We start from the raw sequence: 25,821 nt of genomic DNA on the forward strand, positions 1-25,821 counted from the left end.
AACAGCGGATACACTATTTTCCAACGGCGAGTACTGCGCTCTCGGCATGAAGCTATCCGCCTATCTTCAGGCGACCAGCGCGATCCGCGTCCCCTGATAAATTTTTCGTGTATTTTCAATAGCTTGAAAGCAGAGGACGCGTGCGGCGGGATCGGCTGACGCAGGGCCGCGAGGCCGGTGCAGGCCTTGACGTGCGAGCAGGGTCGCGGCGGACGTGGCACGGTCTCGCCGCGGGTTTGACTATTCCGGCTGCAGATTGGCGGCCGCAACCACGCGACCCCATTTCGTGATTTCGGCATCAACGAATTTTGCGAATTCGCTGCCGAACAGTTTGCCCGGCTCGACGCCCTGGCTTGCGAACTTCTCCTTGATGGCGGGATCGGCAAGCACATCCCGGATCACGGTCACCAGCCTGCTGTAGACGGCGGATTCGCCCGCTTGCGGCATGTAGAGGCCGAACCAGGCCGTGGCCTCGAAACCCCTCAGGCCTGCTTCATCGAGCGTCGGCACGTCCGGCAGCGTCGCCGCGCGCTCCCTGCCCGTCACCGCGAGCACGCGCAGCGTTCCGGCCGCAGCTCCAGGGATCACCGTCGGCAACGTGTCGAACATGATCGGCACATGGCCGCCGATCAGATCGTTCATCGCGGGGGCCGCTCCTTTGTAGGGAACGTGCACGATATCGACGCCCGCCATCTGCTTGAACAATTCGCCCGAGAGGTGGTTGGCGCCGCCTACGCCGGAGGAAGCAAATGACAGCTTGCCCGGCTGCGCCTTCGCCATCGCGATCAATTCGCCGACGTTTTTGGCCGCGAAATCCCGACCGATCACCAATGCATTTGGCGCGGTCGCGATGACGGCGACGGCCGAGAATGCGGTGCGGGTATCGTAAGGCAAACTCTTCCGCAGGCTCGGGTTGATGACGTGATGTGTCGCGGTGAGCAAAAGCACGCTGCCGTCGGGCGGCGCCGCAGCGACCGACTGCGAGCCGATCACGCCCGATGCCCCGGCGCGGTTATCGACGATCACGGTGATGCCGTGCCTGATCTCGAGCGATTGCGCCACATAGCGCGCGAGAATGTCGGTCGTCCCTCCCGCCGGGAACGGCACGACGATCTTGATCGACCTTGGCAGATCCTGCGCCGATGCCATCGGCGCAGGGCCAAGGAAAAGCAGTGAGCAAGCGATCGCGACCAGCCTTCTCATCGTCCTATCCTCGCGCGCATTCGCGCAAGCCGCCGGCATCAGGCTGCAGCGGTTGCGACCGGAAACTCCACCATGGCTTCGCCGATGGCGACCTGCTCGCCATTCTGGTTCTTCACCATGACATCGATGAGTACCCAGCGGGATTTGGTCGTGACCTGTTTGGATTTGACGAGGCCGGTGGGCTGGATCGTATCGCCGGGCCGCACCGGCTTGAGCCAGCGGGTCTCGAGGCGACGATGAATAGCGCTCGGCGGCGTTGCCCAATCGGTCAGCATGCGCGTGAGCAGGCCGAAATTGTTCATGCCATGCATGATGATGCCGCCGAAATTGGTCTTGCCGAAATTGCCCTTCATATATTCGTCGTCGAGGTGCAGCGGATTGTAATCGAGCGAGCCGTCACAGAATAACCGGATCGACTCCCGCGACACCGCGAACCTCGGACCCTCGATGCCGTCGCCGGCCTTGAGCTGATCGAAACTGACTGTCATCGCTTGCCGCTCCTCACATCGGACGAATGGTCTGGCCGCGACCCGAACAGATCACGTCGCCATGCTGATTGAAGAAGACGTTGTCGTGCACCACGAACAGCCGCTCGCGCCGGATGAATTTGTCGAGCGCGCGCGCCTGCAACGTGATGGTGTCACCCGGCCGTGCCGGAATGTTGTAGCTCCACGACTGCCCGGCATTCACTGTGCCCGGGCTGCGCATCCAGTCGTCGGTGGGCGTGCAGGCGAACATCAAGAGAATGTGGATCGAAGGCGGTGCGACCAGGCCGCCATAAGGGCCGGCCTTCGCCGCGGCCTCGTCGAGATAGAGCGGATTGGTCTCGCCGACGGCCTTGCAGAACAGAGCGATCGCCTCCTGCGTCAGCTTGTACGGCAAGGTCTTGCGCGGCTCGCCGGGCACGATCTCGTCCCAGACCTTGCGCGATGTCGCGTCCTTCCAGAAATCGGTCTCGAAGTCTGCGCTTCGCGCGTTTGAGGCTTGCGCCATCCGCTCCACTCCCCTATTGTTCGCCTGGCGAACTGTTCGTTCGTTATACGAACCATCCCTAAACCACCCGGCCGAACCTGGCAAGGGCCAACCACGCATGCGCCATGGGCAAGGACAGTGATGAATTCGTGCGCTCGATCGCGCGCGGCTTTTCGATCGTCGAAGCGCTCGGAAAACCTCCGGGCCGACACACGCTCGCCGAAGCCGCGCAGATCGCCGGCCTCAGCCGTGCAACCGCGCGGCGGATCCTGGCGACGCTCGTCACGCTGAACTACTGCGCCTACGACGGCCGGTATTTCTCGCTCAAGCCGCGGGCATTGGGATTAGGCCTGTCGTATCTCAACGCGCTGCCCTATTGGGGCTACGCCCAGCGCGCGCTGGAGGATTTGCGCAACGAGATCGGCGAATCCTGCGCGCTGGCGGTGCTCGACGAACGCGAGATCGTCTATGCGCTGCGGCTGCCTGCGCGGCGGATTCTGTCCACCAATCTCGGCATCGGCAGTCGCCTGCCCGCGCATCTCGTCTCGCTCGGCCGAGTGCTGCTCGCAGCGCTTCCACCGGAGAAACGCGCCGCCTATCTTGCGAGCGGCGACTTCAAGCCGGTGACACCGCGCACGGAGACCGATCCGCAGCGGATCGGCGCGATCCTCGGCCGCGTCGAGAAAGAAGGCTATGCCTGGGTCGATGGCGAACTTGACCCGGCCATCTGCGGGATCGCGGTGCCGCTCCGCGACCAGATCGGCGCAGTCGTCGCCGCCATCAGCATCAACATGATCTCGGGCACGATGAGCGAGGCCGCCGCCAAAAAGAAATACCTGATCCCGCTGAAAAAGACCGCGCAGGACATTCGCAGCCAGATGGTTTCCGCGCGATAGCGAGGGATCAACGATTGGCGTTGATCCCTCGCGGCGATATCCACGGATGCGAAGTTAGGCCGCTGCGGCGTTGCGGCGCGCGGGCGCTTTTTTCCCTGTCGCCGATTCGTTGATGATGCGAACGATCAGCGATCGCGTATCCCGCTTGGCGAACTCATCGGCCAACGAGGCGGCCCGCATGCGGTAGCCTGGCTTCTCGAGCACGGTCCGAACCGCCTCGCGCAGGACCCGCGGATCCGGCTGATTGGTCGCCAGGTTGATACCGACACCGGACCACGCTACGCGCGCGTTCACATCGGCCTTGTCTTCGGTCAGCCCGGCGCTGACGATCGGAATTCCATAGCTCATGGCCTGATTGACGCTGCCGTAGCCGCCATTGGTGACGAACACATCCGCCTTGCGCAGGATCCACTCGAACGGCAGGTAGCTGGCGACGCGGGCATTGGACGGAATCGCGCCGGGGATCGTGTCGACGGGACGACCGCCGGTGGTCGCCACCACCAGCAGATCCGGCTCGTCTGCAAGGGCCTGGAGCGTCGGCGCGACGAGAAGACCGAAATTGTGATTTGCGACCGTCCCCTGCGTGACCAGCACCACCTTACGCGAGCCATCGAGGTCGGCGGCCCACGGCGGCACCGGCGCCTGGTTCGGGATGATCGGAGGCGTACCCACGAAATGAACCGTGGGCGGGAGCTTGCGCGGGAACTCGAAGCTCGGCACCGACAGTTGCAGATAGGCATCGGCGAGCGCGACAACGGATTCGAACATCGGCATGGACAGCGGCCCCACGCCAAACTTCGCCAATACACCGTTCAGGCGCTCCGCCACGGGCTCGTTGACGATCCCGTCGAATTCCTGAGCGATGACCGCATACTTGTCGCGGTCAGCCTGGGTGGCAGCGGGCGGCAGCCCAAGAAAAAGTGGCGCGCCATCATCGCGGGTCCAGTGCAGGATCGAAGTCCCGCAGAGAACGACGGGAGGCCGGTTTGCCCGCTGACCGAGCAGCATCGGAAGCACGCCGAAGATCATGTCATCGCCCACGACGACGTCGGGCCGGACGTCGCGCAACGCGAGCTGCAATCCGGCATGTTGCGCCGGTATGGCGTCCACGAACAGCCGTTCCATGGCGATGCGAAGCCATTGCGGTCCCGGCGCGATAGTCTTGAGCTCGGGAACGACCTCATCCATCACGCGCAGATCGAAGTCGGCACCGGCGGGAAGCGCCCGGAAGCCGGCACCGATGGCCTCTACCCGCGGCCGCAGCACGCTGCCGGTCAGGAATGTAACCTCGTGTTGCTCGTCGATGAGGCCGCGGGCGACTGCAAGCAGCGGATTGAGATGGCCGGTTGCAGGCGTCGAAGCGATGAGAACTTTCATTGTGATCCTCCAGCATGAACATCGGCGCGGAAGACCATCTCGCCTTGAGAAGGCCCGGCCGGCTCAAGAAGGACTCTGGCGAAGCATCGCTACGCTTCGACTTCGAACGGCGAGAGAATGGTTACGGCTGAAATAGGATTGAGTCAGCGGAGGGCAACTCACGTCGCATTCGCGAGCGCCCCCGAGCGATATCGAACGGATGCGGCGCGAGGTTACGCAGCCGCGGCCTTACGACGCGCGGGCGCTTTCCTTCCGGTCGCCGCTTCGTTGATGATGCGGACGATCAGCGATCGCGTGTCGCGCTTGTCGAACTCAGCGGCCATCGACGCGGCCCGCGTGCGGTAGCCCGGCCTTTCGAGCACGGCCCGAACCGCTTCGCGCACGGCGTTCGGCTCCGGCTGATTGGTCGCTAGGTTGATACCGACGCCGGACCACGCGATGCGTGCGTTCACATCGGCCTTGTCCTCGGTCAGCCCGGCGCCCACGATCGGGATTCCATAGCTCATGGCCTGATTGACGCTGCCATAGCCGCCATTGGTGACGAACACATCCGCCTTGCGCAGGATCCACTCGAACGGCAGGTAGCTGGCCACGCGGGCGTTGGAGGGAATCGCACCGGGGATCGTGTCGACGGGACGACCGCCGGTGGTCACCACCACCAGCAGATCCGGCTCGTCCGCAAGGGCTTTGAGCGTCGGTGCGACGAGAAGGCCGAAATCGAAATTGGCGAACGTTCCCTGCGTGACCAGCACCACCTTGCGCGAGCGGTCGAGTTCACCGGCCCATGACGGCACCGGCGCCTGATTCGGAATGATCGGAGGCGTACCGACGAAATGGACCGTGGGTGGCAGCTTTCGCGGAAACTCGAAGCTCGGCACCGACAGTTGCAGATAGGCATCGGCCAGCACGACGACGGACTCGAAGAGAGGCACGGACAACAACCCGACGCCCAGTCCGGCCAAGAGCTCATTTATGCGGCGCGTCGCGGGCTCGTTGACCACGCTGTCATACTCCTTGGCGATGACGGCATAGCTGTCACGATCGGCCTGTGTGGCTGCAGGTGGCAGTCCGAGGAAGAGAGGCGCACCGTCCTCACGAGTGGCGTGCAGGATCGAGGTTCCGCATAGCACCACGGGAGGACGGCTTGCCCGCGGACCGAGCAGCATCGGAAGCACACCAAAGAACATGTCGTCGGCCACGACGACATCGGCCTGGATTTCGTGCACCAGCTGCCGCAAACCGGCAAGTTGCGCTGGCATGGTGTCGACAAAAAAGCGCTGAAGGGCGATGCTCAACCATTGCAGCCCCGGCTCGACATTCTTGAGCTCCGGCACGGCCGCATCCATGTCCCGAAGATCGAGGTCGGCGTCGGCGGGAAGCGCCCGGAATCTTGCACCGATGGCCTCCACTCGCGGCCGCAGCATGCTGCCGGTCAGGAATGTAACATCGTGTCGTTCGTCGATGAGGCCGTGGGCCACCGCCAGCAGCGGATTGAGATGGCCGGTTGCGGGCGTGCAGGCGATGAGAACTTTCATGTGATCCTCCAGCGTGAACGATCGGCGCGGTGGGACCTTCTCGCCTCGAGAAGGCCCGGCCGACTCACGGAGGACTTTGGCGAAGCGTCGCTACGCTTCGGCTTCGAACGGCGACCGAATGGTTACGGCTGAAATGAAGTTGCACCGCGCTGACCGCTACGCTTCGGAAGGCTTCGCAAGCGGAGCTTCGGCTGCCGCTTCATCGTTCGCGGCCGGCCTTCTGGTCCGCAGCAGCCGCAGGACGAACACGAAGAAGGCAGGGACGAAGAAGATCGCGAGAACCGTGGCGGAGATCATGCCGCCGAGAACGCCGGTGCCGATGGCGTTCTGGCTGGCCGCGCTCGCGCCTGATGCGATGGCGAGCGGCACGACACCGAGCGTGAAGGCGAGCGACGTCATGATGATCGGCCGGAACCGGACGCGAGCGGCGTCAACCGCGGCATCAGCCAGCGATCTGCCTTCCGCGTAGTAGTCCTTGGCGAACTCCACGATCAGGATGGCGTTCTTTGCCGACAGGCCGATGATCGCGATCAGTCCGACCTTGAAGTAGAGGTCGTTTGGCATTCCCCGGAGCATCACGGCCAGCACGCAGCCGATCACGCCGAGCGGCACGACGAGCATGACCGAGAGCGGGATCGACCAGCTTTCATAGAGGCCGGCGAGCAGCAGGAAGACGAAGAGGATGCTGAGGCCGAACAGGATCGGCGCCTGCGATCCCGATTTGATCTCTTCCAGCGACTGACCGGTCCATTCGGAGCCGATGCCGTTCGGCAGCTCCGAAGCTAGGCGTTCCATCTCGGCGATCGCCGCGCCCGACGAATTGCCTGGAGCCGGCTCGCCCGCGATGCGCACCGTGGGGTAGCCGTTGTAGCCAACGATCTGCGGCGATCCCTTCTGCCACTGGGCCATGGCAAACGAGGACAAAGGCACCATGCCGCCGCCCGCATTGCGGACGTTGAGCTTCAAGAGATCCTCCACCCGCAGGCGGCCGTGATCCCGCGCCTGGATGATGACCCGCTGCATACGGCCGGCGTTCGGAAAGTCGTTGATGTAGGACGATCCGAGGTTGGCCGTGATCGTGTTGTTGATGTCGGCGAAGGTCACGCCGAAGGTGTTGGCCTTCTCGCGATCAATAACAAGAAGAACCTGCGCCGCGTCCGACAACCCCTCGATGCGAAGGCCTGCGAGCACCGGGCTCTTGCCGGCCTTCTCCATCAGCTCGGCCGCCGCGTCCGTGAGCGCCGCCTGACCGAGGCCATTGCGATCCTGAAGGCGGAAGGCGAAGCCGCCTGTCGTGCCGAAGCCGTCGATCGGCGGCGGCGAAAGCGCGAAGCTGGTGGCGTCCTTCAGCGCAAACAATTGCCCGTTGGCGCGATCGGCGATCGCCTGGGCGGATTGGCCCGCGCCGCGCTCGCTCCAGTCCTTGAGGGTCACAAACATCAAGGCGGCATTGGCGCCGTTGCCCGAGAAGCTGAAGCCCTGAATGGCCACGATATCGCGCACGGCAGGCTCCGTCTTGAAGATCTCCTCGATCTGCTTGATCGACGCCAGTGTCCGGTTGGCGCTGGCTTCGGGCGGGCCCTGGATGTCAACGACCAGAAAGCCCTGATCCTCGTTCGGGAGGAAGGCGGTGGGGAGGCTGACGAAGAAGTAACCGAGGCCAATGACCAAAGCGAGATAGATCACCATCATGCGCCCGGCGCGCCGCACGATGCCGCCGGCAGCGTCGGTGTAGCGATCGGTCAAGGCTTCGAATTTGCGATTGAACCAGCCACCAATCCCCTTCTTCTCATGATGACCAGGCTTGATCGGTTTGAGGAAGGTCGCGCAAAGCGCCGGGGTCAGCGACAGCGCCAGAAATGCCGAGAACAGGATCGAAACCACCATGGTCAGGCTGAACTGGCGATAGATGATGCCTGTCGAACCAGGGAAGAACGCCATCGGGATGAAGACGGAAGACAGAACGAGCGTGATCCCGAGGATGGCGCCCGTGATCTGTTTCATGGCCTTCGTGGTGGCGTCCTTCGGTGAAAGCCCCTCCTCCGCCATGATGCGCTCGACGTTCTCGACGACGACGATGGCGTCATCGACGAGGATGCCGATCGCCAGCACCATCGCGAACATGGTCAGGACGTTGATCGAAAAGCCCGCCGCCAGCATGACCGCGCCGGTGCCGAGCAATGCGATCGGCACCACCAGCGTCGGGATCAGCGTGTAGCGGAAGTTCTGCAGGAAGACGAACATCACCACGAAGACGAGCACGACCGCTTCGAGCAGCGTCTCCAGGACCTTCTTGATCGAGGCAGACACGAAGGGACTGGTGTCGTACGGCACCGAATATTTCACGCCCTGCGGGAAGAACCGCGACAATTCCTCCATCTTCGCCTGGACCGCACGCGACGTCGCGACTGCGTTGCCGGTTGCGGAAAGCTGGATGCCCACAGCGGCGCTCGGCTGACCGTTCAGGCGGCTGGAGAAGTTGTAGTTCTCCGCGCCGAGCTCGAGGCGGGCAACATCCTTGAGCCGAACCGTACTGCCATCAGGGTTTGCCCGCAGCACGATGTTGCCGAATTCTTTGGTATTGGCGAGCTGTCCCTTGACGAGAACGGTCGCCGTCAGGTCGGTGGTGACCGGATTGGGCGATGCGCCGATCTGCCCGGCCGCGACCTGCGCGTTCTGCGCCATGATTGCGCCGTTGATGTCGGCGGCGGTCAGCCCGAGGCCGACCATCTTGTCCGGATCGATCCAGACGCGCATCGCGCGCTGAGCGGCAAACAACTGCGCGCGCCCCACTCCGCCAAGACGGCGCAGTTCGCCAAGCACGTTGCGACTGAAGTAGTCGCCGAGCGCGACTTCATCGAGCTTGCCATCGGTGGACGTGAGCGACACGATCATGAGGAAGCCGGCCGAAGCCTCTTCCACGGTCACGCCCTGCGCGGCCACCGCCGCCGGCAGTCGCGATTGAATTCGCCGCAGCCTGTTCTGCACGTCGACCGACGCCTGCTCGATGCTGGTGCCGGCCTCGAAAGATACGTTGATGCTGATCGAGCCAGACGTGTCCGACGTCGATTCGAAATACATCAATCTGGCGGCGCCATTCAGTTCCTCCTCGATCAGGCGCGTGACGCCCTGATAGATTTCCTGCGGCGAGGCCCCTGGATACGACGTCGAAATCGTCAGTTGCGGCGGCGCGACCTTGGGGTACTGCGCGACCGGCAGCAGCGGAATCGCGATGACACCGGCAATGCAGATGAACAGGGCGAAGACCCAGGCAAGGACCGGCCGCCTGATGAAAAACTGAGCCATCGGTTCACCTCGCCCGGCTGGTCGGCTGGTCGGCGGAGATTTCTGCTTCCCGATCGGCAGGCTTCCATGGCTCCGGGACAACCTTGCCGCCCACCCGCACCTTCTGCACGCCATCGACGACAACGCGCTCGCCTTCCTTCAGGCCGGACTCGACGATCCATTCCGAACCGAGTGCCTGTCCAAGTTCGACGTCACGCGTCTCCGCAATCCCGCCTTCCGATACGAGGTAGACCTGCGCCTTGCCGTCGCGCGCCCGGGTCACGGCACGCTGAGGTATGGTGATGGCGCCCTCGCGAACCGCCTGCGCAATGCGCACGCGAACATACATGCCCGGTAACAGGTCGTGTTTCGGGTTCGGGAATTCGGCGCGCAGAGTGACCTGCCCGGTGGTGGAATCGACGCTGGCGCTGGCGAACAGCAATCGCCCTGCTTCCGAATAGAGGCCGCCGTCGTCGAAAACGAGTTCGACCCGAGCCTCTCCCGGCGCCGGGCTCGCGAGCTTGCCTTCCTCAACGGCGCGCTTGAGCGTGAGCAGGTCCTGCGCCGACTGCGTGAAGTCGACATAGACGGAATCCACCTGCTGGATCAGTGCCAGATTCTGCGTTCCATCGGCGGTGACGAGCGCGCCCTCGGTGACCAGGGCGCCGCCGATGATGCCGCTGATCGGCGCGCGAACCTCGGTGTAATCGAGATTGATCTTCGCCTCGGCGAGCGCGGCTTCGGCCAATGCGACGTCGGCATCGGCCTGGGCAAGGGTCGCAGTTGCCGTATCCAGATTCACGCCGCTGGTGGCGTCGCGCTCGTGAAGGATCTTCTGGCGCTCGAACTGCTGTCTCGCATTTTGCTGAACGGCCTTGGCACGCCGCAGCGAGGCTTCGGCGCTCGCCACGCGCACCTGGAACAGCTTCGGATCGATGCGGTACAGGACGTCGCCTTCCTTGACCGGAGTGCCCTGCGTGAACACGCGCGCCTGAAGGATTCCGGAGACACGCGCGCGAACCTCGGAGATGCGCGTCGCAGCGATGCGGCCCGGAAGCTCGTTCACGACCGGAACGGGATGCGCCTTGAGTTCGATCACGCTGACCGCAGGCGGCGGCAGTTCCGCGCCTTGCTGCGCGGCAACCCCACCGATCGTTAGCGCAAGGAACGCCGCCGCTGCCAGATAAGTCCTCACGCGCGGCAGAGGTCTGCTGCTGTACATGTCTTGATTTCCTTGAGTGTCAGCCAGTTGTCGGCGGCATCAGCTTTCGTCGGGATAGGACGCGTAAATCGTCCTGATGCCCGCCAGGATTTCGGATCGCTCGGCCGCGTCCCACTGGTGGAAGCCGAAGAGTTCGGTGCAGTAAAAGCCGGTCAGCGCCAGGTAGGCCATCAGCGCCGCTTTCGGCCGCAGGCCCGCGGCCATCGCGCGCAGGTCGGCCAGGGTCCAGTCGCGCATCTGCTCCTGGATCTTCTCCTCGCTCGACATCGAGGCGCTGATCGCGAGCGCGACCGCCTTGTCCCGATCGTCGGGAATCCGCTCGGCGACCGCGATCCGGCCGAACAGTTCGGGATGCGGCGCGCCGGCGTTCTCCGCCACGCTCGCTTCGATGCGCTCAAGCTCTACCTTGACGCGGCGGTCGATCAACGCCTCCAGCAGCGCGCTCTTGGACCTATGGTCGTAGACGACCCGCGACTTGCTGACGCCAGCTTCCTGGGCCACCGCATCGATCGAGAGCCCCGCGGCCCCGAGACGGATAACCACCCGCTCCGCGGCATCGAGGATATCGTCGGTCGTGATTTTGCGTGTCCTGGACAACTGGCGCTCCGTAACCGTTCGAGTACGAACGTTCGTGTTTTAATTCAAGTAAAGATTTGCTGATATCAGACGATTTGGCAGGTATCGGTTGTCGTGCCCGGCCTCAAAGACGGCCAACTCGCGCACAACCGATTGAAATATTTAAGTATTCTGTGTTCGCCGGGTATTCCTTGGCGCCATCCGCCGATCGGACGCCGCCCCGGGCTCGCAGGACCAGCGCGAGTTCGCGACGTCCGCGATGGGTCCGAAGTCAGCCCTTTTTCTTTTTGGCCGGCTTAGCCGCCTTGACCGGCTTTGCCGCCGGCGGCTTTTCTTCGGCGGCCTTCTTCATCGATCGCGCATAGCTGTCGGCCACATTCTCCGCCGTGATTTGCAGCCTTCTCGCCGCCGCCGCTGCCGACGCGAGCGTGTTCTTGGCGAGGTGTTTATGGCGTTCCTTGGTCTCTTTGTCCTTGGCCTTGACGGCCATTCCCATCAGACGGCCATGCTGCTTCCTGGCGGCATCAGTGATCGCCTTGGCCTGCTTCTTTGCCATCGACCGAATCAGAACGTCCAAATCCCCTGCCGCCATTTCTCTTCCCTGCGCTCAGATCTCGCGCAGCGTGATACACTGGCCTTCCTTTCCGATCAATTTACGGCGCGCACCTGGCGCACATGGATTGCCGAGCGGCCGGACTTCGAGGAAGGACAGCAGTTCAAGTGCAACCGACGACGCGCCAGGCGAAGTTGCGAAGCGGCGTCGATCGCCATTGAAAACTCCCGAAGCCTGCCCCAAGCGTAGACTTTAAAATATTTTGGTGATGAAAACCCTGATGGTCAGCAAGCGAAAAGAGCTCCCTGAACGGCCCGGCCATTCCTCTTTCGGGAATGATCCGAAAATCCAAATGCCTGCCCGCGTTTACAGAAGCGGTAACAGGCTGTCTTCTCAATGCGCGCACGCCCTCGATTTTGACCGGCAAGCGTCCCCATGACTCTGCGCGGCTGCAGCCAAGCGGCCACAGCCTCTCACTCGCAATTCGCGTGAACGCGCATGTCGCGCGGCGTCATGCCGTAGTGGTTTCGGAAGGCGCGATAAAATGTTGCAAGACTATCGAAGCCACAGGCATAGGCGACATCCGCGACGGGCCGTAACGGCGCCATTGCCAGCAGTTCGCCCGCTTTGCGCACCCGCAGGGCCGTCAGCGTGCGCGAGAATGAGAGCCCCATCGGCTCGAACAACACATGAACCTGCCGCAGCGATATTCCGAGCTCTTGCGCGACGGCCGCGGGCGACAAGCCCGGCTGGTGCAGATCGCGGACGAGAATGTCGCGCGCGGCATAGTAGAAGCCCGAGCGCAGCGCCGCGCGACACTCGGGCATTCCAGGCAAAAGACGGCCCCGCGCCAGCATGGCCAATCTTGCGACATGCGTGATCTCTGCCGACGGATCGACGACATCGCGCGGCTCCTGCGTCAACGCATGAAACAGCGCGGAGAGTGCCCTGAAGAAAGGACTCTTCTGCAACAGCGTCGCCGCGAAAAGATCATGAGCCGGCGCGCCCAGCAGAAGATCGCCACTTAAGGGGATCTTCAGCATCAGGAAGTCGAAACCGTCCGAACGCTCGGGCGTCCCCTCGAAGGGAGTGTCGGAATGGTTGATGACGATGTCGCCGTCGGCCACACGATGCCCCCGCCCCCGGCCGACATCCATCCAGCCGGCCCCGCGCATCTGCCACGCAATGCACAGGCTGTCGGCCGGCATCCGCGCGATATCGCCGCTGGTCCGGCTGACCCGATAGGACGAGGCATGCATCCGCGAGATGATCGCGCCTCCGATATCATCAGCGGAAAATCGCCCCTGAAAGTCGGCGCGGCGCTCGGCCGGCAGCTCGATCGTGACACCGAACAGGCCCTTTCCGCGCACCTCGCGCCAGTGATCGAAGCGATGCTCGGGATCGATGTCGTCGGTCGTAAAGCTGAGCACAGGGGTCTCGTCGTCTAAAAGGAATGAAAAACGCCGTTGTCTCAAAACGGGGCGAGATCGGTGTGCCGGTACCCGGGGGGCCCGAACCGATCCCATACTTTTCCGGAACACCGTCTCGCCCCGCCCGCCCGCCGGCGCGCAGCCCCACGGCGACCGAAAAGGCGGGGCGCATTGGTCCCATGATGGCGGCCAGGCGTCCTGATGCGGCGCCCGTGGCATTCTGAAGTTTTTCTGATATTTTCTGGATGAGCCGCCAAAGGAACCGATTTCCGACATTTCTGGCGGCTTGGGGCAATTTTGAGGGCTGGGTGTTTCGTTTTGCCGGATTTGAGCTCGATCGGGAGCGCGCCGAACTGCGCGGTCCGGATGGCGAGGTGGTCAAGCTCAGGCCGAAACCGCTTGAGATGCTGCACCTGTTCGCCGCCAATCCGGGCCGGGTCCTCAGCAAGGAAGAGCTGATGGAGGCGGTCTGGCCGAACGTCCATGTCGGCGAAGACAGCCTGTTCCAATGCATCCGCGAGATTCGCACCGCGCTGGGCGATGACCGGCGCCAGACGATCAAGCTCGTGTCCGGCCGCGGCTACCTGTTCGCCGCCGAGGTGTCGGTTAGACCGCCAGCACCTGCCGTTCCCGTGCAGGCAAGCGCCGAGCCAATCGCAAGCGCGGAACCCACGAGCGAGATTGCAACACCGCGGCGACTATTCGGCCTGCGCCGGCCGGTGGCTGCGGCCGCCGCAGCGGCCCTCTGCGTGATTGTCGGGTTTGCGGTGGCCGCTCCGACCTTCCGTCCCGATCTCATGTTCAAACGGTCGCCTCCGACCATTGCGCTAACGCCGATCGTCGATGCGAGCAACGACCCCCGAGGGGCCGGCATGGCGGCGGCTGTAACCGACCGCCTGACCGATGGCTTGGCCAGGGTCGACAATATCCGCGTGGTCGCCCCTGGGGCCGTCGCAGTGGCAGCGGCGCCCACGTCCACGTCCTCGGCACAGTCGGACTTCGTACTGAATGGCGAACTGGAGAGAGGCCCGCAATCGTGGATCTTGCGGGCACGCCTGATCCAGACCAACACCGGCGAGGTCCAGGCGGTCGCTACGGCTTCGGTCGACGCCACCGAATTGGACATTCAGTTGCAGCAATCGCGGCTCGCCGCGGGAGCAGGTCATGCGCTGGCACGGCGCCTTAACGCGCTTCTGGAATCCGGCGCCCATCCAGCCGCGACCGGCGACGCCAAAGTTGCGATCGAGCAAGCCACGGCCTCGATCAATCGAACGACACGCGAACGTTTTGCCGCCGCGCAGACCATGCTGGAAAAAGCGCTCGCCGCCGAGCCCGTCAATACCGAGCTGCAGATCGCGCTGGCCGCGCTTCAGTTGCGCGGGATTCAGATGACGTGGTACGCGCCGGCCGAACGTGCGGCGGCGGAGCGCAACGCCGGATCGCTGCTGGAGCGCGCGCGGCAGACGACGCCACGTTACATTCCGGTGCTGGAAGCCTATTGCCGCTTCCTGACTGCGACCAACGAGTTCGTTGAAAGTCTGGTGGCTTGCGCGAAAGCGTTGAGTTTTGATCCGTGGAACGGGCTCGTTCTCTACCACATCGGCCTGGCGCAGCTTCAATTGGGGCGCTTCGAGGACGCACTGGCAACATTCAAGCAGGCCGACCGCTTCGACACGCCGGAAGTTTCGCGCTGGACCTGGATGCTCGGGGCGGGATGGACCGCCCTGCTCATGGGCGGCAACGAGGAAGCGGTGTCCTGGCTGCAGCGGTCGATCGCCATCACACCGGCGTCGGGACGCCCCTATATGCTGCTAGCCGTAGCCTATCAGCGCCTGGGCCAGCCGGACGAGGCAAGGACGGCGATGGCAAAGGCCATGGCGTTGAGGCCCGATTCGACGGCGCTCAACATCGGACTGCCAACTCGGAATGCCAGCGCGGCTTTTCTCGCGATGGGCGAGCAAACCATGCAGACGCTGCTCGAGCTCGGATTGCCGGAACGCTGACGAGAGCGCAAAGCGTTGTCGTCGGTGTCTTTCCGTGGTCTGGCGCGACAATCCAGCAATAATAAAGACGCGGCGGAATCGCTTCCGCCGCGCCCGATTCTCGTGCTCGCTGGTCCAGGGCTGAGAGCGCCCCGATGCCAAGCTTTGGACTGCTTAGCGGGCGATCCCAGCGAGGTGACAGCGCTTGAGATAAGACACTGGATCACCTCCTTTCATTGTTGATGGGACACGCAATATAGGGAGCCGATCCGCGCCTGTTAAGGCCGCAAGGCGGACCGGCCGGAACCCGGCTGTTCGTAACGCCTCACGGTGGTTGAGGCAGCCCTTCCGGCGTGATAGTGGATCGTTCATATGCGGGTGTAGCTCAATGGTAGAGCAGCAGCCTTCCAAGCTGAATACGAGGGTTCGATTCCCTTCACCCGCTCCAATGTTTTCAATCACTTACGACGCTCCCAATATTTCATTCGGACAAGCTGGCTGATGCTCATTCGGACAAATGTCCGGCTTTCGTTCGCACGGCGCGTCGCTTCTTGGTGCCGGTGGCAATCTGGTTCGTGGTGCGCTTGACGTACTTCGGCAACACCTTGACCGTGGTATGCCTGCTCTGCGCCAAGATCTCGCGATCGGTCAGTTCGGCGTCGCCGGTCTCGGTTAGGCCACCGTGCCTGAACGAGGCGAATGAAAGCTCGTCGCGCAGGTTGGCGGCCCGGATGACCTCTTTCACCTTTCGGCTCATGTGCGTGAAGTCTGGCATGTCAGGCTTTGGCCATGTCGGCCACGGGCCGCGTTCACCCCAGTCCCGCCGCAGCATGAGGCCGCCGATGCGCTGGCGCTTGATAGCGTCGAGTTCGTCCATCAACTCCGGATAGAGAGCGACACCAGCATCATCGAGCAAAGGAACCCAGCTTTCGGCGCGCGTCTTTTCATCGATCACGCGCACCATGTTGGGGTGCTCTTTCGGTCGATAGTGCGAGACGTCGAACGTAGCGAAGATGTCGGTCTCTCGCTGCAGCCATTCCCATGCGATCAGGGCAGCAGTCGCCAGCGATGACAGGCCAAGCTCCACCGCCTTGGCACGAAACGTGAGCAGTTCCTTATAGGTCGCGGTCGGTGTCTCGCGCGTCGAGCCCTGCAAGCCCATCTTGGCAAACGGATTGACCTGCGGCACCTTTCCGGGATTGCGTCGCGCGCAGACGTTCCAGGCACGACGGCAGCTCTTCATCGCATGGTTGACGGTCGTGCGGCGCTCGCGCTCGACCACCACGCCATCTTTGCTGGCGACCTTGACGACCAGCAACTTGTCGTAGAGATCGTCAGCGAGGGCCGTGTCGATCGTGGTCAGGCGTTTCTCGCCAAGGCGCTTGCCATCCTTCAGGATGTAGCCGCCGACCAGCTTGAATCCGGTTTCGTGATTGCGCTGAGTCTTTGGGTCGAGCTTGGTGTAGCGACGGTCGGAACGGTATTCCGCAAATACCCAATCGAGTGTTTGCGGTGCAGCCGCGGCTTGCGACGCTGTAGGAGCGATGCTCGCCCCGCCGGTGCGCCATTCATCGAAGGCGGGCAGTAGGATGGTCTCACATCGCGAGACCGCCGCAGCATAGTCTGCACCAAGCCGTTCGTTCTGCATCGTGCAGCCCGCCTTCTTGGCCCATGATGGCACGTGAAAGAAATAACCCCACCCGCCGCTCTTAAGCGGCTTGCGCTCCACATACCTGGGCAGTGGCAAGGCGGATCGGGGCGGCTTTGTCACAACAGCTTCCGAATGTCTTCAGATGTCTCAGCCTCAGATGTCTCGGTCTGCTTGGCGGGGGCATCAAACACTGCAGCCCCGTTCGGCTGAAGCGTGAGGCGAAACGGCACCTTCTCGCGCTGGCATGCGCGGATGATCCGCTGCACGTCGGCTTGATTCACGTTGGCTGGACGGCGGGGCATGTCTAATTCTTTCTAGATATGTTCCTTAGACTGGTATATACCCCAGTGCCATATCCGACGCAAGTAAAATATGGCACTGGGGAAACATGGCAGCGAGAGTAAAAAAGCGGACCGATACTTCTACCAATAGAGATTCGGACAAGATCATTGTTCGGCTTCCGGATGGAATGCGAAAGCGCCTTGGCCGTATGGCCGAGCTTCACGGCAAGTCGACGAACGCCGAGGTCGTCACCGCGCTGGAAATCCACATCGCGCGCGGCGGTGAGCCTGATGAGACCACAATCAAAAACGAGCTTAGTAAGCTCAACGACGCAATCATGCTCAGCGAGGAAGGCCTAATCCAAATGTCGAAGCGATTCGAGGCTGCCGCGCTCGCGCTGGATAGCATCTTGTTCGACATTCGAGACGTTGATCTCGATGGCTTCATATCCGATCAGCGCGACCAAGGGTTCAGCCTGACGCGAACGGAGGCCATCCGCAAGATCCTGCGCGCCTACCTTGATGAGCACGGATATGGTTCTGAAAGCAAAAAAAATCCGTCGGCGTGAACCGACACCACAGGACGGCAAAGGAAACTCCATCTTGCTACGCCTCACGACGCGCGAAATAGAGGCACTATTGGCAGCGGCCGGGAATGTCGACCCATGCATGTTCACCGACGCTCCAAAGCCGCGCGTGATCACCGCCGTCACAATCGGACGAAAATGAAACAGCAGGCCCGCTCTGCGCGGGTTATCGGCACCTCCGCCGGGCGGCTCGGCGCAAGCTGCGGCTGTCGCCATCGCGGAAGTGCTCGATTCCATCGGCAACACCTGCCCGGAGTGCAGGCCCGAGGCCTGACGCCCTCCGGCGAAACCTTAGCGCTTCGCCATCGTCGCGGTTCTCACCTTTGCCCCGAAGGCGCCTGCTGCTGAGCGTTCGCGTTGTTCGGGTTTTTCTTGTTCGCCTCGTGATGGCCGACGACACACCCGGCCGCGGCGCCCAGCTTGCCGTGTCCCACCATATGGCCGGCGACGCCGCCGACGATGGCACCCTTGATGCAGCCCTTCGCGTCCGCCGCGGGCGCGAAAGCAAGCGAAATCGCGGCCACGCAAGCTGCCGCCGAAATCCATCTCATGTGCGTTCCTCCCGTCATGAAGATCGAGCAGTCAACGCGATCCGGCCGAACTCCGTTCCGGAGACGCGAATGGCTCTTGCCGGCTAGTCCTCCGCGCGCCGCAGGGCGGCTTGCAGCCGTTCTCTTTCCTTTTCCCACCGGTCGTCCTCGGCCCGCGCTCGCTTCTTGATAGCCTCGACCTCAGCCTGAATATCCGCGGCCTTCTTCGCATGCTCGCGCTCGGCCTTGTCCAGCACCGCCTCCGCCTTCGCCATCGCCTTTTCGCGCCGTTTGCGATTCCTCTGCCTGGCGGCCTCTTCGCGCCGGCGCTCGGCGTCGCGGCGCTTCTGCTCCTTCTCGAATTCGGCGGCGGCCTTTCGCGCGTCGCCTTCGCTGATCTTGGGAGAGGTTCGCTTCGCCCGCGTCGGCCGACGCCTTTCCCGGCGAGCTCCGTTCTCGCCAGATCCCAATCCGAAGGGAGATCGGAGTGCTCGGCGAAGCGCCCGTTAGATCCAGCGGGGCGCTTGAGCACCACGCCCGGCTTGGACATCGTCGCGGCGATGACGTCCGGATCGTGCGTCTCCTTGGCGATGCCCTGGTGGAAAAGATTGCTGCCGGCTTCTCAGGCCTCGAGCGCCGCCTTCATCGAAGGCGCCGCGATCGCGAGATCGAAGAAGCCGAGCGACGTCTGAAATGTCTTGAGCTTCCTGACCATGAGGCGTGCAGGCTCGCGGAGTCTCCTACCGCCGGCGAGCGACCCAGACCCCAAGCAGGAAGGCAGCGAAGAGCGACTGCAACGGAGCGTTCATGGTGATCTCGCGCAGCCGATCGGCCCAGCGCATCGCGGCATCCTGTGAAGGCGACTGAGGCGGTCGCCGCCGCACTTCCGCAGTCTGCTCTACGCCGTCCTCGTTGATCAGTCCGGAAGCTTCCGTCATTGCCGAGGCTTCTTTCATGTCCATGCGGCTCTCCTACTCTGGCGTCAGGCCGACTTTCGCTGCTGCCTGCTCGTCGGCTTCTTCGCGGCCGTCTCCTTCGCCGGTTTCTTGCCTTGGATTGGCATCAGCATTTCCTTCTGGCCAGCCGTCGCCTTTCGCGGCTTCTTGGCCGGTTTGGCAGCCTTCGCCGGCTCCGCTTCTTTGCCGACGCTGCGCCGCAGCGCCTCCATCAGGTCGACGACGTTCTCGCCGCGTGGCCGCTCCTTGGGCGTGATCGGCTTGCCGGCGCGCTTCTCGTTAATGAGGTCGATCAAGGCCGCCTCGTACCGGTCTCGCTGCGCATCTCGCCGGCAGGCCTGTTGTTCTTGTGGGGTGCCCATGTGGCCCTATGCAAAAGATAGTGCAGTCTCGGCCAGCAAAATGGCCAGAACCAGGACAGCCGAACGCATAACGTTCTCCCTATGTTGATGGGGACGAAACGTAGCTCGGCGTCCGCGGTTCCTGGACGGACATGCCGATACTCAGCGCAATCTGCCGAGAGGCTGACGCCCGACGAGGCGATGAGGCAGAGGATCAGCACCTGTCCGGGAAGAACCCTGGGAAGTTTAGGCTCGGCCGGGCCTTGAAGCGCTTGCACTCCACCTCATTGCGGGGCGCTCATTGCCCGCTCTAGCGCCAAATCCGTCGCGGCTAGAGTCTCCTTGTTAAACTCCTCGCTGATCATCGCTTCTTCCCAAATCGACGCTAGCGCCAAACCTAGTAGCGACTTGTCGTCGCGATCTGCTGGTACAATCACACATGTTAAGGGTGCCAAGCTTTGTTGCGTCACTTGTCAATCCACAGGCCCTAGCGGCTTGCTCTGGCGCCGCGCGGGCGCAATGCTGAGGCATGGGTACGAAGTCCCGAGAGAGCATCTACGGCGCCTCTGTACGCGCCTCAGCGGAGCGCGCGGTAGAAGTCCGCACACAGGCCGACAAGCTGGCCTGTGAGGCCTGGAATAAGCGCATGCTCGCCTTCCAGGGCCCTGCCCAGCCCTCCCCCACGCTCGGGGACGCGATCAATGCCGGCTACCTGTACCTCGAGGTCAAATGCCTGGGCTGCAACACGCACCAGACGGTGGCGCTGGATATCGTCCGGCGGCCGAAGACGACGCCGGTCCACGAGCTCGAGCGCTACATGCGCTGCAAGCTGTGCTCGGAGGAGCGCGGCTATCCCTACAAGCGCAGTCACCTGGTCGCGATCCGGGCGACGAAGATCTCCGCCCAGGATCCGCCGTCGATCTGGTGGCCGGGCGAACGCTAAGGATCGCTGATGTGCACTTATTCGAGCACGACCAACCGAGAGGCGATCCGCGCACTGTTCCGGGTCGTCAATCGTTATCTCGGCGACCTGCCGCCGCTGCCGGGGTCTTTCCGGATTATCTGGCGCCCGTTGGTGCGCAACGCCGCCAAGGGTCGCGGAATGTCCAGATGCGGCCGGGGCAGAGCGCCGCCGCGAGCCGACGGGGCCCCAGGTGCAGCAGGACGAAGCGACAGCGCGTTTAAAGGCGCCGAAAGAGAGCACGAGACGCGCGGATCGCGAATGCGCGACGACGTGTCCGCCATGGGGTGCCCGAACAGTGTGCTGCCGCTGCGAACGCGCCCGAATCGGTTCCAAATTGAGTCGCTAGACTCCAAGAGGGGGAGCTGAAACCATTCCCCAAACCTGAGGGTAGAACGATGCCCACTTACAAAGTCGCCTACTTGCATGAGCAGGGGCAGGACTTGATTATTTTCCCAGTGGAAAGCTCGTTTGGTGGCCAGCCGCAATCTGTTCAATCGCAAGAGTTGATCGCGATGGAGCGGCGGGCGCATGCAGCGGGGCTGCAGGGTTTTGCCGTCGTCGTTTGGGATGCTGGCGGACGGATGGGCTTTATGGGACCGCCGCCATTGCACGACTTTCTTAGCTCGATCGATCTTCAGTTGGTGATGTCGAATTTGAACCGAGAGGTTTCCTGGTAGCCATTATCTTTCGGCCAGGGCGCGCAAGTTAACTTCCATCACAGCCGCATTCGTTGTTGATCTGCCGGCGCGCGCCGCCCGGCATCGGGCGGTTTACGACGTCTCACTAGATAGGAACCAAATCGGTCCGTGATCGTCGAGTCTCGGCTTTCGGCCACAGCCCCCTTAGCCCCCGCCGGAAGAAAACCTGTCACCACCGAGTTGACGGCTCAGCTGCAACGCTGGGCCGTTTTTCTCAGGGATTGCAACACCCTCGCCCGCTCCGTTGGATGCGACCGGGGGGGCGTCCTTTAACCCCCGGCGCCTAAAGACGGAACTCGCGATGAAAAACACGCTGCGCAGGCGGCGCTTCCAGACGGGACCGAAGGTCTTCCGTATAAGATGTTCGAATACGAATTGCTCACGAAACGGGATTGGGCGCTGATCGCGGCGGTCACTACGCTTCTCGCGCTCATTTTGGCCGCGGGGGTCTATTGGCTCGTTACTTAGCAAGGAACGCGGGCTCGGCGGCCGAATGTGCCGACTGAGGCGGCCCTTACATCCACAGCTTGTGCACTTCGCCAGGCGTGAGGTGTAGGTTTTGGAGCTCTTTCAACTGCTGGCGGGTCAGGTGTCGAGTCGCAAGCTCCGCTGTCCAGCCTTCTGGAACCGCTGTCAGAACCAGGGTAAGCGCTTGGCTCGGTTTAGCTGCAGCGACCCAAAGTTGCTTGGTCGGGCGGGTCACCGCATCATCGGCCGTTACTTCAACAATTGTAAATTCGGTGCCGAATGACTCAGCCATGAACGTCCTAATGCCATGGCGGTTGCTTGGTTCAAAAGCGAAATTAGGATGCTGAAAAAATCAACTTAAGGATGGAGCCAGCCAAATCTAGCGCGACTCCCACACTTCGTGGTCCTCTACGACGGTTGGAGTCCACCTCACTATCCATCGGTCAATACCCATTTCGCGGTTGTGTGCCAAAATGGTATTCAGCGGCCTTCCAGGGAGGTGACGCGATGGACAAGTTCAAGATCAAGATCGCGCGCATCGAGATGGTTTCGCCCAACGAACGAGGTGAGGACGTTCGCTTGGCGTTTCAGTTCGAGAGCGGTCAGATCCGTTTTTCATTGCCAGTCTTTGTGAACTCCCGCGAATTTGACGACACCGAGGTCGTCGAAGTTGCGCGAAGCAAACTGTATGACATCTTTAGGCAGCTCTGCGGGCAGTGCAAGCGTTGGCGGTTATCGGATGACGAGCGTCGAGAGCTCGCAAGGATCAACGCGCGGCCAGCCTCGTAGGCTCGGGGGTCGAAATGCCCGAAGGCTGCTATAGACCACTGGAATGTTGACGGTCAGGAGCGCATAGAGGCTGTATGGCCAAATTTCCCTCAATGCGGCGTATGCTTGACGTGAGGCTGATCGCTCTTCTCCCGCAGAAGTGGGAGTGGCAGGTCTGGGACGACGACATGCTTCTGATGAGCGGCCAGGAGACTTCGCGGGAGACGGCTCAGATCGAAGGGAATAGCGCCCTGCTTTACTTGCTTCGATGTCCGATGTGACCATTCGAAGCGCCTGATGCGAATTATGTCGACTCCCCGATGAAAAAGGTGTCCAATCACTCGCATCACCGCGCGGCTCATGGCTTCTATCGGTGACGAGACCGCCAATTGCGCTCCCGCCCAATCGAACAGGGAGCACCGCCATGCTAAATCGGCGACGTTTCAAGTCCTCCTCATCAACCTTCGAATTTCGCTTAGCGCAAGAGGCAATCAACTTGCGTAAACAGGCTGACGGCATGCCGCCCAGCATCCGTCGTGACGAGCTTTTGCGAAAGGCAGTCCAGATAGATGCGGCCACCGAAGTCAATAAGTGGCTGACGTCGCCAGGAATGCGTGCCCCGACATAAATTCCCAGTGCTCAAGCCCCGGAGAGAAGCCGCAGGATCAGCCCCATGCCGATAGGTGGCAGCCAGCGCAGTAGACCTTCTAACGGGTCATCCCGGCCCAGCGCTTCGTGTACGCGCTGCCGGAAATTCAGCCAAGGAGAATTGACATGATATCGAACAGGAGATCTCTCAGTTCCTACAACCACAAACTCGAATACGCTTTGCTTGTTGTGGTGCTGGTTGCGATGGCTCTATGGCTCGCCGTCTGATCCAATGCCGATGCAGCGCGGCCACCCGTGAAATTTCCCGGCCGTCGGAGCGCCGGCGCGGACAATGTGCGACAGCCGCCCGCCGGAAGGCGCATTCGGCTGATGGATAATGAACGCATTTCCACCTGTCGGCTCGCGCCCGAGGAACCACGCGTCTCCGTTCGGACTGCGATATAGTTCCCCTCTTTTGGGGCCCCACTCTGAGCGCTTGTCTCCCGGGAAAGCTGCTATCGCTCTTTCCGGAAATCGATGCTGCGCAGGATGATCCCGGGCGGCGTACCCTCGAACTCGGTCGCCTGATATTTGCCGGCGGCGCAGGTTTCGATGCGCTCCCGCAACCGCATGAATTGCGCCTCGCGCTGGCCCGCACTCGCGCGCACTAAACCCTCCAACTCATCCATCGCTGAAGTTGAAATCGCGCAGGGGACCTCCCTTTGGCCGTCGAGCATCGAGAACAGGACGACCATCCTGTCGTATTCGTAAGCGATGAAGCGACCGTACGTGAGCGTCATGTCAGCCACTCCTTCATAAGTCCCGGCCGTGCCGCGGTACCCGACTCAGCGCTACTCGGTGAGCCGCGCAAAATCCTCAAGCACGGCTGCGACGAGATCGCGATGCCTTGTGTCTTCCGGCGGCAGGCCCGCGGCGTACAGCTTGAGCACATAGCGCGCCTTGGCGGCTGCCTCCGGCCATGACGCGGCGGGAGCCGACAACAGGTGGTCTTCCACCGCGGCTCGGTGCTCGCGCAGCTCCTGCGCATGGGTCTCGACCTCCGCCAGCGCACGACGAATGTCGGTTGCCTTCTGCGCCGCCATGCCGCGGTGGCTGTCGAGATCAAACGGCTCGTCAGCCATCGGAAGCACTCGCGTCCACGCGTTGCGCGTCGGCGAGATCGACAGAGCCGATCGAGACCACCTCCATCGCCAAGCCGCGCGAGCCCTCCACCGGCAACTTGATCATAGTAGCGACGCGGCGGAACGCCTCGAACGATAACCCTTCGATCGTCTCCTCGTCGGTGACGACTTCATAGGTGCCGGCGGGCAACAGGCGATCAATCCCCCTTATCCGGAACGGTTGCTTAAAGGTGACGACTTCGCGTCGGGAACGGATGGTCATGCGCGCCTACCTTTCGCAATACTTTGGCGCCGGCCTCAAAAGCAGCATGCGCCCTTCAAACCGCAATAGCCATCGCTTTGTTGCCGCACGCGACGAGAAGGCACTACGCCCGTTCCTGCGCGTTCTTGCCACCTGAAGGGAAGTGATTTGGCACTGGCTAATTCCAGAACATGGGCGTAGCGTGCGCCATCACCGCATTTTCATGGCATCCACCGGTGACTGAGGGCCGCGTGCTCCCGTCGCAACGAGCAGGAGCATTCTCTCGCGGCAATTTCGGCTGGCCGAGTGGCTCGTGCCCCTAGCGTTGTCCCGCTTTTGCCTGTGATCCTGGTGGTCGCGGCGGCTGTCTTACATGCCCGGCGGACGCAACTGAAATATCTGGTTAGCGGCAATCACGAAGGCATCCGCGCGCGTATCGGTGCAAGAAGGCTACATCGGCGTAAGAATCTGCACGTCTCGTGGGCAGGTCCTCTCGTCAGACGATCATCTCGAAAACCAGGAGGGTGCCGACATGGCCAAAGGCCAGCAACGAAGCAACCGCGAAGCCAAGAAGCCTAAGAAAGAAAAGATCAAGGTCATCGCCGCCGCACCGAGCCAGAAAGCGACCTCGCGCCCGACCCTATCGCAGAGCAAGAAGAAATAGTGACAATCTCGAAAGCAGACAATTGACGCGAAAGGAAGCGGACGTGGACACCGCCGTGACCCATTTAATCTCTGTCATGCTAATCGTTTTTGGCGGCTGGGTAATTGCCGTTTCACAGGTTCAGTCCGACATGTTCCCAATTTGGTTCGCTCTCGGTGGTTTAACTATCGCGATCGGGCTAATCAGCGCGCTCGGTGAGCGGCACTCCCGGTCCCGACCCTTGCGCTGAGGAAATCGCGCACGAGGGCGTCTGGGTTGAGCCGAAGCTCCTCGCCGAGACCGGGGGCAAAATCGGCGTAGGGCACGGTGCGGCATCCATTCTTCAAGGGCTTGATAAGCCGTGGCTGGGTCACAACGCCTGCGGTTGCGGGGGGAGCCGGCGCGCCTTGCCCGGTGTGCAACCACTCTGACGAGAGCACGCCGCCGGAGCTGCCGGAGGGCTTTAAGGCGATTAGGATACAGGATGACGAGCAAGATTGACGAAGGCGGCCACAGCTCTGGATACCTGGCCCCCGGTGGGGCGCTCTTATGCGAACTTCTCGAGTAGCGCTAAGAGCCCCAAACAGAGAACGAACAGCCATACTGCCGTCGCACTACGTGCCACATCGCTGTACGGCTTGTCCTCCCCTCGCCTGGCGCATCTTGGGCTCGCTAAAGATCGAAGAAAGCACACGCCACGAATCGTTCCTAACTAAGCGGGTGGAGGTGTCGTCAGCCGCACGGATGACTGGTGTGAGGCATTCGCGGCGTTCTAATCGCGCGGCGGTCCCCTTCCGGTCTTCCCCGATAAGCGGACGTCCTCAAGCTACCACGACATGTCTCAAAAGGGTCAGAGGACTAAACCGCTCGCGCGGTAGGCCGCTGCGGCAAACAGGGTGGCCAAGCCGATAGCGCCAAGGGGCGTCCTGTCT

General features: G+C 62.4%; 27 protein-coding genes, 1 tRNA gene and 2 pseudogenes. 10 read left to right on the forward strand and 20 right to left on the reverse strand.

Features of this window, described 5'->3' with window-relative positions; genetic code table 11:
• Nucleotides 1-240 precede the first annotated feature (240 nt).
• The 3 genes from AC5ZG5_RS29070 to AC5ZG5_RS29080 are packed head-to-tail and all read right to left on the reverse strand — an operon-like array spanning nt 241 to nt 2,196.
• Nucleotides 241-1,203, reverse strand: a complete 963-nt coding sequence (locus AC5ZG5_RS29070) for a tripartite tricarboxylate transporter substrate binding protein (protein ID WP_456644945.1) — start codon at nt 1,201-1,203, stop codon at nt 241-243.
• A 38-nt stretch (nt 1,204-1,241) separates the two neighbouring features.
• Complete coding sequence (locus AC5ZG5_RS29075) at nt 1,242-1,691, reverse strand: MaoC family dehydratase (protein WP_456644944.1); 450 nt, start codon at nt 1,689-1,691, stop codon at nt 1,242-1,244.
• Between the two features lie 13 nt (nt 1,692-1,704).
• The gene (locus tag AC5ZG5_RS29080) at nt 1,705-2,196 is read right to left on the reverse strand and encodes a MaoC family dehydratase (protein WP_456644943.1); all 492 of its coding nucleotides are present in this window, start codon (nt 2,194-2,196) and stop codon (nt 1,705-1,707) included.
• A 104-nt stretch (nt 2,197-2,300) separates the two neighbouring features.
• Between AC5ZG5_RS29080 and AC5ZG5_RS29085 the strand changes: the two genes are divergently transcribed.
• A complete protein-coding gene (locus AC5ZG5_RS29085) occupies nt 2,301-3,071 on the forward strand; it encodes an IclR family transcriptional regulator domain-containing protein (RefSeq protein WP_456644942.1) in 771 nt (256 codons plus the stop codon).
• Between the two features lie 54 nt (nt 3,072-3,125).
• On the opposite strand, the gene AC5ZG5_RS29090 is transcribed toward AC5ZG5_RS29085, so the two are convergent.
• The 6 genes from AC5ZG5_RS29090 to AC5ZG5_RS29115 form a co-directional block, all read right to left on the reverse strand.
• The gene (locus AC5ZG5_RS29090) at nt 3,126-4,448 is read right to left on the reverse strand and encodes a glycosyltransferase (protein WP_456644941.1); all 1,323 of its coding nucleotides are present in this window, start codon (nt 4,446-4,448) and stop codon (nt 3,126-3,128) included.
• 212 nt (nt 4,449-4,660) lie between these two features.
• Complete coding sequence (locus AC5ZG5_RS29095; RefSeq protein WP_456644940.1) at nt 4,661-5,983, reverse strand: glycosyltransferase; 1,323 nt, start codon at nt 5,981-5,983, stop codon at nt 4,661-4,663.
• 156 nt (nt 5,984-6,139) lie between these two features.
• Nucleotides 6,140-9,289 (reverse strand): multidrug efflux RND transporter permease subunit, encoded by a 3,150-nt coding sequence (locus tag AC5ZG5_RS29100; RefSeq protein WP_456644939.1) that lies wholly within the window; start codon nt 9,287-9,289, stop codon nt 6,140-6,142.
• A 4-nt stretch (nt 9,290-9,293) separates the two neighbouring features.
• Nucleotides 9,294-10,490 (reverse strand): efflux RND transporter periplasmic adaptor subunit, encoded by a 1,197-nt coding sequence (locus AC5ZG5_RS29105; RefSeq protein WP_456644938.1) that lies wholly within the window; start codon nt 10,488-10,490, stop codon nt 9,294-9,296.
• 39 nt (nt 10,491-10,529) lie between these two features.
• The gene (locus tag AC5ZG5_RS29110; RefSeq protein ID WP_456644937.1) at nt 10,530-11,087 is read right to left on the reverse strand and encodes a TetR family transcriptional regulator; all 558 of its coding nucleotides are present in this window, start codon (nt 11,085-11,087) and stop codon (nt 10,530-10,532) included.
• Nucleotides 11,088-11,337: 250 nt separating this feature from the next.
• A complete protein-coding gene (locus AC5ZG5_RS29115; RefSeq protein ID WP_245474685.1) occupies nt 11,338-11,556 on the reverse strand; it encodes a hypothetical protein in 219 nt (72 codons plus the stop codon).
• 15 nt (nt 11,557-11,571) lie between these two features.
• On the opposite strand from AC5ZG5_RS29115, the gene AC5ZG5_RS29120 reads away from it, so the two are divergent.
• Nucleotides 11,572-11,868, forward strand: coding sequence for a hypothetical protein (locus AC5ZG5_RS29120; protein ID WP_456644936.1), 297 nt, complete (start codon nt 11,572-11,574; stop codon nt 11,866-11,868).
• A gap of 224 nt (nt 11,869-12,092) precedes the next feature.
• On the opposite strand, the gene AC5ZG5_RS29125 is transcribed toward AC5ZG5_RS29120, so the two are convergent.
• Entirely contained in the window at nt 12,093-13,049 is a 957-nt protein-coding gene (locus tag AC5ZG5_RS29125; protein ID WP_456644935.1) for a helix-turn-helix transcriptional regulator, read from the reverse strand.
• 245 nt (nt 13,050-13,294) lie between these two features.
• On the opposite strand from AC5ZG5_RS29125, the gene AC5ZG5_RS29130 reads away from it, so the two are divergent.
• Complete coding sequence (locus AC5ZG5_RS29130; protein ID WP_456644934.1) at nt 13,295-15,052, forward strand: winged helix-turn-helix domain-containing protein; 1,758 nt, start codon at nt 13,295-13,297, stop codon at nt 15,050-15,052.
• 353 nt (nt 15,053-15,405) lie between these two features.
• A tRNA-Gly gene (locus AC5ZG5_RS29135) sits at nt 15,406-15,479 on the forward strand.
• 57 nt (nt 15,480-15,536) lie between these two features.
• On the opposite strand, the gene AC5ZG5_RS29140 is transcribed toward AC5ZG5_RS29135, so the two are convergent.
• On the reverse strand, nt 15,537-16,778 hold the full coding sequence (locus AC5ZG5_RS29140) for a hypothetical protein (protein ID WP_456644933.1): 1,242 nt from the start codon (nt 16,776-16,778) through the stop codon (nt 15,537-15,539).
• A 20-nt stretch (nt 16,779-16,798) separates the two neighbouring features.
• Nucleotides 16,799-16,984, reverse strand: coding sequence for a hypothetical protein (locus tag AC5ZG5_RS29145; RefSeq protein WP_456644932.1), 186 nt, complete (start codon nt 16,982-16,984; stop codon nt 16,799-16,801).
• An 86-nt stretch (nt 16,985-17,070) separates the two neighbouring features.
• On the opposite strand from AC5ZG5_RS29145, the gene AC5ZG5_RS29150 reads away from it, so the two are divergent.
• Nucleotides 17,071-17,532: an Arc family DNA-binding protein gene (locus AC5ZG5_RS29150; RefSeq protein ID WP_456644931.1), complete on the forward strand. Its 462-nt coding sequence runs from the start codon at nt 17,071-17,073 to the stop codon at nt 17,530-17,532.
• A 335-nt stretch (nt 17,533-17,867) separates the two neighbouring features.
• On the opposite strand, the gene AC5ZG5_RS29155 is transcribed toward AC5ZG5_RS29150, so the two are convergent.
• The 4 genes and pseudogenes from AC5ZG5_RS29155 to AC5ZG5_RS29170 all read right to left on the reverse strand — a co-directional run.
• Nucleotides 17,868-18,101, reverse strand: coding sequence for a hypothetical protein (locus AC5ZG5_RS29155; protein ID WP_130231616.1), 234 nt, complete (start codon nt 18,099-18,101; stop codon nt 17,868-17,870).
• Nucleotides 18,102-18,184: 83 nt separating this feature from the next.
• Nucleotides 18,185-18,795 (reverse strand): annotated as a pseudogene (locus AC5ZG5_RS29160) (cell envelope biogenesis protein TolA).
• Nucleotides 18,796-18,820: 25 nt separating this feature from the next.
• Nucleotides 18,821-19,042 (reverse strand): hypothetical protein, encoded by a 222-nt coding sequence (locus tag AC5ZG5_RS29165; RefSeq protein ID WP_456644930.1) that lies wholly within the window; start codon nt 19,040-19,042, stop codon nt 18,821-18,823.
• A 20-nt stretch (nt 19,043-19,062) separates the two neighbouring features.
• A pseudogene (locus AC5ZG5_RS29170) lies at nt 19,063-19,350 on the reverse strand (non-homologous end joining protein Ku); the annotation flags it as partial.
• 556 nt (nt 19,351-19,906) lie between these two features.
• Here AC5ZG5_RS29170 and AC5ZG5_RS29175 point away from each other — a divergent pair.
• Both AC5ZG5_RS29175 and AC5ZG5_RS29180 read left to right on the forward strand, forming a co-directional pair.
• A complete protein-coding gene (locus AC5ZG5_RS29175) occupies nt 19,907-20,320 on the forward strand; it encodes a hypothetical protein (protein ID WP_456647298.1) in 414 nt (137 codons plus the stop codon).
• A 416-nt stretch (nt 20,321-20,736) separates the two neighbouring features.
• The gene (locus AC5ZG5_RS29180) at nt 20,737-21,018 is read left to right on the forward strand and encodes a hypothetical protein (RefSeq protein WP_456647138.1); all 282 of its coding nucleotides are present in this window, start codon (nt 20,737-20,739) and stop codon (nt 21,016-21,018) included.
• A gap of 535 nt (nt 21,019-21,553) precedes the next feature.
• Here AC5ZG5_RS29180 and AC5ZG5_RS29185 read toward each other — a convergent pair.
• On the reverse strand, nt 21,554-21,799 hold the full coding sequence (locus tag AC5ZG5_RS29185; RefSeq protein WP_456647137.1) for a hypothetical protein: 246 nt from the start codon (nt 21,797-21,799) through the stop codon (nt 21,554-21,556).
• A gap of 215 nt (nt 21,800-22,014) precedes the next feature.
• Between AC5ZG5_RS29185 and AC5ZG5_RS29190 the strand changes: the two genes are divergently transcribed.
• Nucleotides 22,015-22,296, forward strand: a complete 282-nt coding sequence (locus AC5ZG5_RS29190) for a hypothetical protein (protein WP_456647136.1) — start codon at nt 22,015-22,017, stop codon at nt 22,294-22,296.
• Between the two features lie 1,082 nt (nt 22,297-23,378).
• On the opposite strand, the gene AC5ZG5_RS29195 is transcribed toward AC5ZG5_RS29190, so the two are convergent.
• Genes AC5ZG5_RS29195 through AC5ZG5_RS29205 form a run of 3 tightly spaced genes read right to left on the reverse strand, consistent with a single transcriptional unit; the run spans nt 23,379 to nt 24,267 of the window.
• Nucleotides 23,379-23,663 carry a DUF1488 family protein gene (locus AC5ZG5_RS29195; protein ID WP_456647139.1) on the reverse strand — a complete coding sequence of 95 codons (285 nt, stop codon included), beginning with the start codon at nt 23,661-23,663 and terminating at the stop codon, nt 23,379-23,381.
• 51 nt (nt 23,664-23,714) lie between these two features.
• Nucleotides 23,715-24,005, reverse strand: a complete 291-nt coding sequence (locus AC5ZG5_RS29200; RefSeq protein ID WP_456647135.1) for a hypothetical protein — start codon at nt 24,003-24,005, stop codon at nt 23,715-23,717.
• Nucleotides 23,998-24,267, reverse strand: coding sequence for a hypothetical protein (locus AC5ZG5_RS29205; RefSeq protein ID WP_456647134.1), 270 nt, complete (start codon nt 24,265-24,267; stop codon nt 23,998-24,000). The genes AC5ZG5_RS29200 and AC5ZG5_RS29205 overlap by 8 nt, the downstream gene beginning before the upstream one ends.
• On the opposite strand from AC5ZG5_RS29205, the gene AC5ZG5_RS29210 reads away from it, so the two are divergent.
• Nucleotides 24,266-24,403: a hypothetical protein gene (locus tag AC5ZG5_RS29210; RefSeq protein ID WP_456647133.1), complete on the forward strand. Its 138-nt coding sequence runs from the start codon at nt 24,266-24,268 to the stop codon at nt 24,401-24,403. The two genes, AC5ZG5_RS29205 and AC5ZG5_RS29210, sit on opposite strands and share 2 nt — an antisense overlap.
• 375 nt (nt 24,404-24,778) lie before the next feature.
• On the forward strand, nt 24,779-24,910 hold the full coding sequence (locus AC5ZG5_RS29215; RefSeq protein ID WP_456647132.1) for a hypothetical protein: 132 nt from the start codon (nt 24,779-24,781) through the stop codon (nt 24,908-24,910).
• Nucleotides 24,911-25,821: the final 911 nt, after the last annotated feature.

It is taken from the genome of Bradyrhizobium sp. Ses1 (genome assembly GCF_059512365.1).

Coding starts and splice junctions, on each gene's coding strand:
- AC5ZG5_RS29150 (WP_456644931.1), top strand. CDS start 17,071: ATGGCAGCGAGAGTAAAAAAGCGGACCGATACTTCTACCAATAGAGAT.
- AC5ZG5_RS29185 (WP_456647137.1), bottom strand. CDS start 21,799: ATGGCTGAGTCATTCGGCACCGAATTTACAATTGTTGAAGTAACGGCC.
- AC5ZG5_RS29105 (WP_456644938.1), bottom strand. CDS start 10,490: ATGTACAGCAGCAGACCTCTGCCGCGCGTGAGGACTTATCTGGCAGCG.
- AC5ZG5_RS29180 (WP_456647138.1), top strand. CDS start 20,737: ATGCCCACTTACAAAGTCGCCTACTTGCATGAGCAGGGGCAGGACTTG.
- AC5ZG5_RS29205 (WP_456647134.1), bottom strand. CDS start 24,267: ATGACCATCCGTTCCCGACGCGAAGTCGTCACCTTTAAGCAACCGTTC.
- AC5ZG5_RS29200 (WP_456647135.1), bottom strand. CDS start 24,005: ATGGCTGACGAGCCGTTTGATCTCGACAGCCACCGCGGCATGGCGGCG.
- AC5ZG5_RS29175 (WP_456647298.1), top strand. CDS start 19,907: ATGGGTACGAAGTCCCGAGAGAGCATCTACGGCGCCTCTGTACGCGCC.
- AC5ZG5_RS29145 (WP_456644932.1), bottom strand. CDS start 16,984: ATGCCCCGCCGTCCAGCCAACGTGAATCAAGCCGACGTGCAGCGGATC.
- AC5ZG5_RS29100 (WP_456644939.1), bottom strand. CDS start 9,289: ATGGCTCAGTTTTTCATCAGGCGGCCGGTCCTTGCCTGGGTCTTCGCC.
- AC5ZG5_RS29095 (WP_456644940.1), bottom strand. CDS start 5,983: ATGAAAGTTCTCATCGCCTGCACGCCCGCAACCGGCCATCTCAATCCG.
- AC5ZG5_RS29195 (WP_456647139.1), bottom strand. CDS start 23,663: ATGACGCTCACGTACGGTCGCTTCATCGCTTACGAATACGACAGGATG.
- AC5ZG5_RS29210 (WP_456647133.1), top strand. CDS start 24,266: ATGCGCGCCTACCTTTCGCAATACTTTGGCGCCGGCCTCAAAAGCAGC.
- AC5ZG5_RS29130 (WP_456644934.1), top strand. CDS start 13,295: ATGAGCCGCCAAAGGAACCGATTTCCGACATTTCTGGCGGCTTGGGGC.
- AC5ZG5_RS29155 (WP_130231616.1), bottom strand. CDS start 18,101: ATGAGATGGATTTCGGCGGCAGCTTGCGTGGCCGCGATTTCGCTTGCT.
- AC5ZG5_RS29080 (WP_456644943.1), bottom strand. CDS start 2,196: ATGGCGCAAGCCTCAAACGCGCGAAGCGCAGACTTCGAGACCGATTTC.
- AC5ZG5_RS29115 (WP_245474685.1), bottom strand. CDS start 11,556: ATGGCCGTCAAGGCCAAGGACAAAGAGACCAAGGAACGCCATAAACAC.
- AC5ZG5_RS29070 (WP_456644945.1), bottom strand. CDS start 1,203: ATGAGAAGGCTGGTCGCGATCGCTTGCTCACTGCTTTTCCTTGGCCCT.
- AC5ZG5_RS29075 (WP_456644944.1), bottom strand. CDS start 1,691: ATGACAGTCAGTTTCGATCAGCTCAAGGCCGGCGACGGCATCGAGGGT.
- AC5ZG5_RS29215 (WP_456647132.1), top strand. CDS start 24,779: ATGGCCAAAGGCCAGCAACGAAGCAACCGCGAAGCCAAGAAGCCTAAG.
- AC5ZG5_RS29165 (WP_456644930.1), bottom strand. CDS start 19,042: ATGGACATGAAAGAAGCCTCGGCAATGACGGAAGCTTCCGGACTGATC.
- AC5ZG5_RS29120 (WP_456644936.1), top strand. CDS start 11,572: ATGCTGCTTCCTGGCGGCATCAGTGATCGCCTTGGCCTGCTTCTTTGC.
- AC5ZG5_RS29085 (WP_456644942.1), top strand. CDS start 2,301: ATGGGCAAGGACAGTGATGAATTCGTGCGCTCGATCGCGCGCGGCTTT.
- AC5ZG5_RS29190 (WP_456647136.1), top strand. CDS start 22,015: ATGGACAAGTTCAAGATCAAGATCGCGCGCATCGAGATGGTTTCGCCC.
- AC5ZG5_RS29090 (WP_456644941.1), bottom strand. CDS start 4,448: ATGAAAGTTCTCATCGCTTCGACGCCTGCAACCGGCCATCTCAATCCG.